The sequence below is a fragment of the Bacillus cereus group sp. BfR-BA-01524 genome (genome assembly GCF_022662595.1).
GTDB lineage: Bacteria > Bacillota > Bacilli > Bacillales > Bacillaceae_G > Bacillus_A > Bacillus_A thuringiensis_S.
The window spans coordinates 1-10869 of the sequence record NZ_JAKUDW010000140.1; the positions used below are offsets into that span (position 1 = coordinate 1).

A 10869-nucleotide genomic window follows, 5' to 3' on the forward strand; every position below is an offset into this window, starting at 1 on the left:
TAATGTTCCGTCGTAAAAAGACAAACGCATAAAATAGTTCCTTAAAACGGCAGGAGAAATCCTGTCGTTTTCAAATGGAGTGATAAAAGTGAATAAAAAACAATGGATAGGATTATGTTTAACTGTTATTGGACTTACTATCTTTTCCTATTATTTTCTAGAATGGTATAGTGCTAGACAATCAGCAGAGTCGTTAACAACTAACGAGGCCAAACAATATGAAACCCCCACACCTTCTAAAGAATATGAAACGCAAAACATCAATCAAACAGAGATAAAGACAGAAACTGAAAATGAAACTTCATTACAACCTGAAGAACCTGCACAAATTCCCGCTTCAAAGGTAAACCATCAGTTAGGAGATAAAGTAGCATATTTAATTATCCCTAAAATACAAAAGAAATACTCTGTATATTGGGGAGCTGATGATAAAGTACTAAAAAAGGGTGTAGGTATGTTTGTTAGTGACTTAACTACTACACCATCTGGAAATGGTCATACAGTTTTAAGTGGACATAGAGATACTGTTTTTACCGAGCTTGGTCAATTAAAGGAAAATGACCAACTTATCGTGGAATATGAAAATAAAACATATACATATAAAATTAACAAGCATTGGATAACAGATTCAGAAGATCGAACAGTTATTGTAGAAAAAAGTGAGCCGACATTAACATTAACAACTTGTTATCCTTTTGACTATATAGGAGACGCTCCAGATCGGTACATAATTGAATCATCTCTACTTTCCATTCGGTAAGGATGAGAGTCCAAAAATTAAAGTGGTTTAAGTAGGAAGAAGGCACCTTTGGGTGTCTTTTTTTATGAGTAAGAAGTACTGCCAAGATGCGAAGAAAAATAGGTCATAAGACAAAATTTCAGCCTGAAAATTCTAAACTATCTTTTTTATTTCCTTTCGACATAATATGACAATATCCTTATATATAGTTTGTTATTATTAGCTTGGTAATCTTATATTTTACATAATTGGAGGAAGAAACGTGGGAAAAATATTTAAATTTGGATGCCTAGGCATTATAGCTTTATTTGTAATCGGAATAATTGCTATGGTCGCTGGTGGTGGAGACTCAACAGAAAAAACTTCAACAGACACTAAAGCAGTATCAAAAGAAGGTGTATCTTCTGATGTAAAAATCGCTGTAGGATCTATGGAAACAGTAGATTCTGTGGGTAATGAATATACAAAAGAACAAGCACAAGGTGTCTTTAAAATTTTAGAAGTTACACTTACTAATAATCAAAAAGACGCTATTACTGTTGATGCTAATAGTTTTAAATTAGTAGATAACAAAGGTCGTGAATTCACATATTCAACACAAGGTCAAACATCTTTTGACTTAACTAATGGTGGGAAAACTGACTTCTTCTTAAAACAATTGAATCCCGGTCTAACACAGACAGGTAAAATTGTATTTGATATACCAAAAGATGCTGAAGGTCTTTTCTTAAAAGCTAGTGGCGGTATGACAGGTAAAGAAATTAAGTTAAAAGTAGAATAGGAAAAAGGCACTCGAAGGAGTGCCTTTTTTCTTAACAACTGGCATTATTAATGCATTAAAATAACACTTAAATAGGGGCCCAATACATATTATTAAAATTAAAGTGGATCAAGTCAGAGGAAAGCACCTTTGGGTGTCTTTTTTTCTACATTAAAAAGCCCACCTATTTGATGAACTGAACCAAAAAAATTAGACAAATATATTAAGCAGCTACTAAGGATTGAACTCTGTATTGCACAGGGGACAATCCTTTTAGTTTTGTTTTAATTCTTTTGTGATTGTAGTAATGAATATAAGTTTCTAGTTCTTGCTTAAATTGTTCCATACTTTCAAACTCTTTAGGATAAAGTAATTCAGATTTTAATAAGCCAAAGAAATTTTCCATGACTGCATTATCTAAGCAATTTCCCTTACGGGACATACTTTGGATAACGTTATGTTTTTTAAGCGACTGATGATATTGTCGCATTTGATAATTCCAACCTTGATCCGAGTGTAAAATAGGAGTTTCCTTATCATTCAAACGTTGAAATGCCTTATTTAACATTTTAGAAACAAGGGAATAGGCAGGTCTATGTTCTATATTGTAAGCTATAATTTCTCCGTTATATAAGTCTAAAATGGGTGATAGATATAGTTTTTTACCATTTGTTAATTATGTGTCTAACAATTGGGGTGCACTTCATTCCGTAGGCGAGCTAAATGTAATTTTGCACAATTAATTTATAGCAAAATCATTTGTAGCGAAAGTAATTAAATTTAACTTTGTAACCCTAATACCTTAATAATCTCAATTGTTTTATTATCTTTTATTTTAAAATAAAGCCTTTTCCCTATACGTTCACTAATTACAATATTTCCAAAGGCTAATTTACGCAAATGTTGTACAATCAAATCCTCTGTAATTCTTGTTTGCTTACTTAAATCAGAAACTGACAACGATCCATATGTAATCAATTTACAAACAATTGATAAACGAGTAGAATTCCCTAATAATCCTAAAACTTTTATATTTTCTGTATAGAAACTAAAATCCATATGAAAAGCATGTAACAGATCTTCCAACCTCCTAAAATAAGATGAATAACAACCAAAATATCTTAACATAAAAACAGCAAAATATACCCTAAAATATCCCAATTATTCATTAAGAAAAATGATACTTGAATGGGAGACCGATACATATTCTTAGAATTAAAGTGATTCAAGTTGGAGGAAGGCACATTTGGTTGTCTTTTCCTTTGTACATTATATCTATTACGTGCTCATTGATTTTCTATGTACGTTTGATACAATTACTGTAGTAGTATTACAGTAATTGCTTGTGTATATATTGAACTACCCCCACTTTCACTTCGTTTAGAAGTGAGGGATTCCTAAGTAAAGAGTTCTATCGAACTCTAATTGATTAGGCTAACCCCGCAGTCCTTGCGGTTAGAAGCCTTATCGCTTCATTCTTTAGATTGATACTTGCGTTAATATCTCTATCATGATGTGTTTGACATGAAGGGCAAAACCATTTACGTAGGTTTAGATTTTTAACGTCTTTATTTTGATACCCACAACAAGAACATAATTGGCTGGAAGCAAATGTTTTCGATACGACAATGACTTGTTTGCCATACCATTTTGCTTTGTATTCTAACATGGATCGAAATTGCGACCAAGATACCTCACTAATTGCTTTTGCTAACTTATGATTCTTTAACATATTCGATACTTGCAAATCCTCTATACCGATAACATCGTGGTTTTTGATGATTTCAGTTGAAATTTTGTCCAAGTAATCTTTTCTAGCATTGGATATGTATTCATGAATTCTAGCTACCTTTACTCGTTGTTTATTCCAGCGAGAAGATCCTTTCATTCTTCTAGAAAGCATACGCTGTGCTTTCGCCAACTTATCTTCTAATGATCGGAAAAACTTCGGATTTTCATAGTGTGTTCCATCTGACAAAATAGCGAAATCTTTTAGTCCTACATCTATTCCAATGTAAGAACTTGTTTTCGGAAGCTCTTGTACTTCTGTTTCAACTAATAGTGACACAAAATATCTACCAGAAGGGTTCCGTCTAACCGTAGCATTTACAATACGCCCCTCTACTTCGCGACTTTTGGCAAATCGAACAAGACCTAGTTTCGGCAACTTTATTTTGTTCCCTACAACGGCAATGTTTTCATTTGTTTGTTTTGTAGTATAAGATTGTACGTTGTTCTTCTTAGATTTAAAGCGCGGTGCGCTGTTTTGTTTTTTGAAAAAGCGTGTATAAGCATCCGCAAGGTTGCGAACAGACGACTGAATCGCAATACTATCCACTTCTTTTAGCCAAACAAGCTCTTTCTTCATGGCAGGTAGTTTGGCAGAGCATGTACCATAGGTCAAGCCTTTTCCTGTCTCTTTGTATGCTTGATCCCATAAGGATAGGAAATGATTGAATACAAAGCGAGAACACCCAATCGTTTTGTTGATAAGAATTGCTTGTGCCTGATTTGGATAGATACGAAACTTATAGGCTTTATTCATCATTATTTGATTCACCTCCATTTCGGTATATGACTATTATATAACGAACATACATTCGGTAGGTAGTGGAGTAACACTTTCTGTATGTCGAACAATTAAGCTGGCTTCCTGCCATCCCTTGTTCGAAGCCAATTCATCTCCCACCTACTCACCTTCACGCTCCTTGAGGAAGGAGTCTTCTTGGCTAAAATGATAAAAGAAGAGATGCGCTAACATTTCTTCTAATAACTGCTACCGTCAGGGTGGTGGTTATATCATTTATTTTTTACGAAACCCACCCTTTTGCTCTGGACGGCGACGAGGAGTGGTTTTTTGTTATCTTTTTCTAAAATTTGTTTCCTAAAAACATACGCAGAAACTTCACGTACAATGGCTTTCACAAATTCTTTTAGAAGCTTAAACAAAAACCCCATAGGTATATCACCCCCTTTCCTTCCACATGGAAAGAAGGGATAACCAATCACCCTCACAATATACAGTTAATCCTCTTCTATCATACTAGTACAATCTCACCAATATAAAAAAGACCACCATTAGGCAGTCCTTTTTGGGTAGTTTTAGAGATAAAATTATAACATATTAATATATAAATTATAAATATTTTCCCAAAAGATACTATAAGTTTTTTATAATTATTGATTTCTCAATCTTCATTGCATGATAAATTTTCCTATAAAGATTGACAAATAACAGTAATATTATCAATCCATTAGATTATTAGAAAAAACTGGTTATCCGTATAGCTCTTTGGTAAAGTATAGATATTGTTTAAGAAGATAAAGTTAATATAGATTAACTAAGTAATCCAAAGGAAATGTTTTATTACATAAAAAAAGGCTCCATTGCTGGAGCGCTCCAAAATAAAATAAACAAACGAATTAAAACAAGAAACAGACAATTTAATTATATAGATAAAACATAAATAAATCTATATATATGCAATATTGCATATAAAAATTTATTTATTGATGCTATAATAGACTTACTCGACGATTATTATATTTTTTATGGTTTTTATGTAATACAATACCTCCTTAACACCAAGTGTACAAGTAAAAGAAGACATCTTAATCGATGTCTTCTTTTCTTATATAATAACAACACAACGACATTATGAAAGTCTTCTTCTCCTGGAAACAGAATGAAATCCACTATGTTAATACATATAGTTGATCTTAATTCTGTATACTTCATCCCCTGAGTCATTTGGGAATAATACATACCAGCCCAGTAGAACAAAGATCGCTCGATCATGTCTTTTTTGTCGCGAACCTGTATCTCTATATTTAATTTTATACCACTATTAAGGGTAGCTCGCAAATCTAAAATAGACAATTTATCATCCTTTTGTTCCCTTGGAAGATGTGGATCATCCAAATGCAAAGAAATGATTTCCTCATCTAAAGAGGATTGTAATACCGCATTAAGAAAACCAATGAGTATCTCCTCGTTTCCTTCTACTCCAAACAAGCGCTTGAAAGCAAAATCAACTCGTAAATTTACTAGATTTTTTTCATAGATGTATTCATATTCTCTTCTACCCTTCTTTTAGTTAATTGGATATAAGAAAAAGATAGAATTAAAAACTCTATCTCTTTCAATCTACCTATTTATAAAAATATCAACCTACTTTATAACTTTCACAATCTCTGAAATACAGGTTTAAATCCCGCTTGCATTGTATCATCTAGCCCCTTACCTTGCGTTGGGTTCCATGCAGCTATGATTACGTTATAGCCCACTCGCTTTAACTCTGTCGCAAAGTCTATAAGAGCTTTTCTTACTTTTTGATTCTCTACTAAATCCGCATCAAACGCTAAATAGACTTTTTCTACACCCATATCTTTTAATACAGGCACAGCAATTCGCCAAGCATTTACACCAGGGTTCTTACCGCCTTGCCCGCCCTACTATGCGGTATACGTTACCGTGACATTCTCGCATAAGAACGTTTCACTTATAGGTGTACTAACCCTCTTCGATATGCGGTTGCCAAAGGGGTTGTACATTAAGAATACCGTTGATTTCATTATGAAAATTCTCCCTATTTAGTCCCCATTTTTGTCGGCATTTTGTCGAAGTTTTCAAAAACATAAACATTCCAATTTATTATATTTTTTCTTTTTTTAATAATATTTGTATCCAGTTCAGGTAATAATATCATATAATTAAAATATTATATTTTTATACAAGTAAGGATGGTTAGACATGACTGTACAACAAGAAAAAGTAACAAGGCGCGTGGTTTGTAGGAAATGCAAATCAGATCAAATAGTCGGTAATAAGCGTGGTTATAATTTCAAAAGGGCGTTTTTTATTCTGTTTCTTCTGTTAGGTACACTTGTAACTATTGGAATAGTTTCAAATTTTTTATATGTTATAGTTCCTCGAAATTCTATGGATGGAGTTGTTGGACTTTCTGCAATTGTTGGTCTTCTTATTATACTTCTAGGACCACCGATAACTTTATTCAGTGGATTTGTTGGTAGAAAAAATATTGTTAATGGTTGCATGAATTGCGGACATACATGGATGCCTAAAAAATAAAACATAAAAAGCCAAATGGATAGTTAATTACAAACTGTTAATTTGGCTTTTTTTGTATTATTAAATCATCCCTAAAGATGTAGCGATCAATCGAATCGCATTTTTCTTCTTATAATAGAAGTGATCTTTCTTCATCGATAATTCAGTGTAAATAAAGCTGTCTTTCGGTTTATCTGCGTTTAAGTACTTTTTCTTGATGGTTTCAGTCTAAAACGTATTGTAAAGCCTTACCGATCTGCTTGAACTTGATATTGCTAATATGTCTCGTGTCTCTAATCTCCGGAAACAAACTGATTCCTTCGTGTTTTAGCTCCACTTCATTTTCAAAACGAGTTTTCAACGTGCGGTATTCCTTTAGTATTTTCACTACTTCTTTCTGAACTTGTTTCTCTGTCTCTCTATCGATAGCTGGTAATAAAGTTAATTGTCTCTCCATGAAGGAATCCACCTATTTTTGAATTTGTCTTTTTAACATCACATAAGGTACGTGAAATTTTACTATCTCTTTATTGAATAAGGGAAACATGCTTAGTAAAGTAGCCCCCACCAATCTACTCTGCATGGTTCCATTATTCATTAAGCTTTTAATAATTTGTGTTTCCTGTTGGCCATCTTCTCTTTTGCTGTTTCAATGTTATTTGCTACTTTCTTATGATCCTGATCAAACTGAATCATTCCATCAAACATAACTGACACTACTGCTTCATCAACGTATTGCAAGTAATCCACTGGTGCTCGCTCTGTCTGTTCTACTACATATCCATAAATATCAAAATCTGCTTTTGGTATAGACTTCTTGCCTTTAGGTTGATGAGACATCCTTACATAAGATTGAATGACTGATAGTGGTACCACGAATACTGACTTGTCCTTGCTAAACTCAATAAGGAAGAAACATATTGCTCCCATCTTCTCCGCTTTCTCCAGGTAATCCAATTGATGCTGTGCAATGTTCTTCAAATCAAAACGTGTATCTTTCTCTGTAGACTTCGCTTCAAATGCGATAGCTCGTCCCTTATACACACCTTCATAGTCAACTGTACTTTTAGCTTCATAGAATCCATTTAGTACACGGCACCTTTACTTTTTAACACCTTCACAGGAGTCGGACGCTTGTTTATAAGCGCCACTCCCCCCTCTTTGATACATTTCGTTCGCTAGATTAATAAGCATTTCAAATACCTTTCCGCGGTTTCCTAGTCCCATTGTTATTCCTCACTTTCTATTAAAAGTATTATTTTGTTAAAAAATTCATTTCGATTTATAATCGCTATCTTTTTCTTTAATTTTCCAGTAAAATCAAATGTAAATATTTTAATTACATAGGAGAAAGCAATGAAACATAACATCAATCTATGGTCCTTTATTTTTTCTTTTATTTGCATTGGTTTATTCCTCTTATATCTTGAAATTGGTTCGATAGCCTCATCTGAAACGAAAATGTTTATTATGAATTCGCTACCTATCCACCCTTTATTTTTTTTACTAGTTTTAACAATAGGAACTTTTTTTGCTGGTATGAAAGGTTTTTCTAAAATAAATAATTGGGTTGCGATGCTTAGAAGCATAGCAACCGTTCTACTAACACTTTTATTATCAGTGTTTTTAACACTAACTTTGATCGTTGGCTATGCATTAAGTTAAACGTAATTCTTCACGAATAAAAACCACTATTCCGTCAATACTGTAGACAACCCATTTCGAACCATATTCCATTACCTGAGCAGTTAGCTTTTGCTAGCTGCTCTTTATTTGTACAAGGTACTCAATTGACTGGCGTATATATAATATTCTGAGTTCCTTTCTTTATAAAATAATCGTTATAAAATGAGGCTCGTCACGAGAGCACTTTACTAAGTGCTCTTTTTATATTCCAACTTAATACAAAATGAAATTTTTATTACATTTTTCAATTCAAATATCCATTTCATCAATGTATAAAGAATATTACTTCTTCTTTAAGTATCTTTATGAACAAAATTTATAACCTTTACTCCACTTGGATCTATATTAAAAGTAATAGTTTCTATGCCATTCGGAGGGTTATGAGCTCCTATATAAGTTTTATATTGAACTGTAACAATAAAATTAAAGTTTTCTTCTGGGAAACGTTCAATTTTTATAATTTTTGTATCCGTTAAACTATACTGATGATCTGGTCCAAGCTTCCTTCTGATAACTTGACTTGCATATGGTGCTAATAAAGTATTATAAGAATCATAAAACTCTTGATCATTACTATTAACCGCTTTGATATCTAACGGATTTAAAAATAAAACTACCATTACAATTCCAAAAAACAAACTAATCACTTTACCTTTTAACACATAATCACCCTTATTTAATTTGGATATCCGTTAACCTCCCCAGCATAAGAGATGACTATTCTTCATCCTTATTTAACTTCTTTTATTCAAATAGCGTTTTTGTTTAGTTTCACTCTAAAAGTAAAATTTTCATTTTTTCATTCAACCAAGTTCATAACATATTCTTTTCCTCTGATAAAATAATGATTATGTGTCCCACGCGCATTTTATTTATTGGAAATAATACCTTTCACGTACTTACGTATTAGAAACTTCATTTCTGCTTCTTCCGCAATAGCAGTTTTGTTCACTTTTTTGATACATTTATGAAACATTCACATGTTATCTTCAATATGTTCTATTCTTTTTGAAAAACCATGTGAGAATACCAAAACAAGAAGCCCTAGAGCCCTAACTCTAGGGCTTCTTGTTTTCAAATAAGGATTTTGTATTAAATCTGCACCAATTTTAAGACGCATACATACCATATCTTGTGCACCTTTTTTATATAAATCTTGTTCATTGGGCGCCTTTAAAAGCGCTCTTTTTATTGAAAAACTACACAAAGAGAAAAAACTCATACAATGTAAAATGTACCCTATAGAATAGACTTTTTTCGAGTGTCAATTCTATAGGGTACATTTTATTATTTTCTGTCTTTTTTATTTACCTTAAAGTAATCCATTCATAGCTTGCCCACTCTTTTGGTTTCTTATCGTACTTAATACGACCAGTCGTACAAAATGAAGCAATCATCCATTGTATAAGGTTCATCTTGGCGTATGGGTCAACACACTCCTCAATTTTTTTCAATTGATAACCGGTACTATTTTTCTGCCAAATTGTATATAAACGAAAATGTGTTGTCGTAACAAGTCTAGCTTTTGTTGTAACTTGCCATTTTGCAATTTTCGTCAGATCCTCTTTGACTTTTCTATCATACTCTTGTTTTATGACTTTATAACTCTTATCTTTATTAATTAATCCATTAGAGAATCCAAAAGGCATTTGATGCACCTCATAGACGGTTCCTTCTTCATCCCCTAAAATGTTTGATTCTACTAGAAATATATTCTTTAGTTTTAACTGTTCCGTTAATTCTTTTCCGCTCCAATAAAAAGGTTTTTTCATCTTCTGAAGCAGAACAACCTGTACAATTAATCCGATAAGTAACGGATACGCTAGTATAAAAACCATATTAATGAACATATTTACAATAAGTACCCCTATTAGTGCGAATATCGTGAAATAAATATATGTTTCTCTTTGATGAATGATTCTACTATTCAAGCTAACATACCTCCGTTTTGATAGATAGTGAAAGTAACATACACAATTGCTCCTAATAAAATAGAACAAGCCCCTGGAAAGCTCTGTATCAGCTGTATTTCTTTCTTTGGTAGTTTTGCCCCAAATATAGACGCAGCATGCTCCAATTGGTCTTTAACCGCTCCCACAAACCCTAAAATTTTAATTAATCGATACACACTAGCAATCCAAAAGAATAGTAAATGGAAAGCTGTTAATGTAATGGCGGTAAGCATAGCCGATTCTTCTACTACATTGCTAACATATAAACCTACTACCACAAGCATTTTGGTATCACCAGGTGAAGAAAATTTAAATGTTTCTAGCAATAAACCACACGCTAAGGCCATGACTAGTACAATTGCAATCTCTTTCCCTGTTCTTATTCCGGCAAAATACGTGATTCCTATCCCCAATATTAAGAATAGTAGATGCCACATATTCTTTGTTTTTCTATATTTCAAATCAGTAAATACATTTAGGAACATATAACTTAGTAATAATCCCACAATATACAGACCCATTTTCTTTACTCCCCTCTTAATTTCATAAAAATGCTGTGTAAAAAAGGGAACCACTTTTAGAGTAGCCCCCTCTTTTATTTTTATATTTATTTTTTGTTCCAAGAATCTACATCTGCATTGCTTGATGCTTTTGTGAATCG

Annotated in this window: 10 protein-coding genes and 5 pseudogenes; 4 read left to right on the plus strand and 11 right to left on the minus strand. The window is 32.8% G+C overall.

The window, feature by feature from the left end; genetic code table 11:
* The first annotated feature begins 88 nt into the window (after positions 1–88).
* Both MR170_RS28160 and MR170_RS28165 read left to right on the plus strand, forming a co-directional pair.
* Positions 89–760 carry a class D sortase gene (locus MR170_RS28160; protein ID WP_105433554.1) on the plus strand — a complete coding sequence of 224 codons (672 nt, stop codon included), beginning with the start codon at positions 89–91 and terminating at the stop codon, positions 758–760.
* Between the two features lie 241 nt (positions 761–1001).
* The gene (locus MR170_RS28165; protein WP_000516002.1) at positions 1002–1520 is read left to right on the plus strand and encodes a DUF4352 domain-containing protein; all 519 of its coding nucleotides are present in this window, start codon (positions 1002–1004) and stop codon (positions 1518–1520) included.
* Positions 1521–1722: 202 nt separating this feature from the next.
* Here MR170_RS28165 and MR170_RS28170 read toward each other — a convergent pair.
* The 5 genes and pseudogenes from MR170_RS28170 to MR170_RS28190 all read right to left on the minus strand — a co-directional run.
* Positions 1723–2166, minus strand: a pseudogene (locus MR170_RS28170) (IS3 family transposase); the annotation flags it as partial.
* A gap of 113 nt (positions 2167–2279) precedes the next feature.
* Entirely contained in the window at positions 2280–2558 is a 279-nt protein-coding gene (locus MR170_RS28175; RefSeq protein WP_000347619.1) for an ArsR/SmtB family transcription factor, read from the minus strand.
* 370 nt (positions 2559–2928) lie between these two features.
* The gene (tnpB, locus tag MR170_RS28180) at positions 2929–4047 is read right to left on the minus strand and encodes an IS200/IS605 family element RNA-guided endonuclease TnpB (protein WP_242310250.1); all 1119 of its coding nucleotides are present in this window, start codon (positions 4045–4047) and stop codon (positions 2929–2931) included.
* 1071 nt (positions 4048–5118) lie between these two features.
* Positions 5119–5573, minus strand: a pseudogene (locus MR170_RS28185) (Rpn family recombination-promoting nuclease/putative transposase); the annotation flags it as partial.
* Positions 5574–5684: 111 nt separating this feature from the next.
* Positions 5685–5930 (minus strand): annotated as a pseudogene (locus MR170_RS28190) (DUF3854 domain-containing protein); the annotation flags it as partial.
* A gap of 322 nt (positions 5931–6252) precedes the next feature.
* Between MR170_RS28190 and MR170_RS28195 the strand changes: the two are divergent.
* A complete protein-coding gene (locus MR170_RS28195; protein WP_242310255.1) occupies positions 6253–6591 on the plus strand; it encodes a hypothetical protein in 339 nt (112 codons plus the stop codon).
* A gap of 60 nt (positions 6592–6651) precedes the next feature.
* On the opposite strand, the pseudogene MR170_RS28200 reads toward MR170_RS28195, so the two are convergent.
* Positions 6652–7027 (minus strand): annotated as a pseudogene (locus MR170_RS28200) (ArpU family phage packaging/lysis transcriptional regulator).
* A gap of 140 nt (positions 7028–7167) precedes the next feature.
* Positions 7168–7797: pseudogene (locus MR170_RS28205) on the minus strand (Holliday junction resolvase RecU).
* Positions 7798–7926: 129 nt separating this feature from the next.
* Between MR170_RS28205 and MR170_RS28210 the strand changes: the two are divergent.
* Positions 7927–8235 carry a hypothetical protein gene (locus MR170_RS28210; RefSeq protein WP_016083183.1) on the plus strand — a complete coding sequence of 103 codons (309 nt, stop codon included), beginning with the start codon at positions 7927–7929 and terminating at the stop codon, positions 8233–8235.
* 314 nt (positions 8236–8549) lie between these two features.
* Here MR170_RS28210 and MR170_RS28215 read toward each other — a convergent pair whose 3' ends face one another.
* From MR170_RS28215 to MR170_RS28230, 4 genes are all read right to left on the minus strand, one after another.
* Positions 8550–8918 carry a DUF3888 domain-containing protein gene (locus tag MR170_RS28215; RefSeq protein WP_016083182.1) on the minus strand — a complete coding sequence of 123 codons (369 nt, stop codon included), beginning with the start codon at positions 8916–8918 and terminating at the stop codon, positions 8550–8552.
* A gap of 314 nt (positions 8919–9232) precedes the next feature.
* Entirely contained in the window at positions 9233–9478 is a 246-nt protein-coding gene (locus tag MR170_RS28220; protein WP_231583605.1) for a hypothetical protein, read from the minus strand.
* Positions 9479–9563: 85 nt separating this feature from the next.
* Entirely contained in the window at positions 9564–10187 is a 624-nt protein-coding gene (locus tag MR170_RS28225) for a hypothetical protein (protein WP_043936463.1), read from the minus strand.
* The gene (locus MR170_RS28230) at positions 10184–10729 is read right to left on the minus strand and encodes a hypothetical protein (protein WP_043936488.1); all 546 of its coding nucleotides are present in this window, start codon (positions 10727–10729) and stop codon (positions 10184–10186) included. Before MR170_RS28230 ends, MR170_RS28225 begins: the two co-directional genes overlap by 4 nt.
* Positions 10730–10869 lie beyond the last annotated feature (140 nt).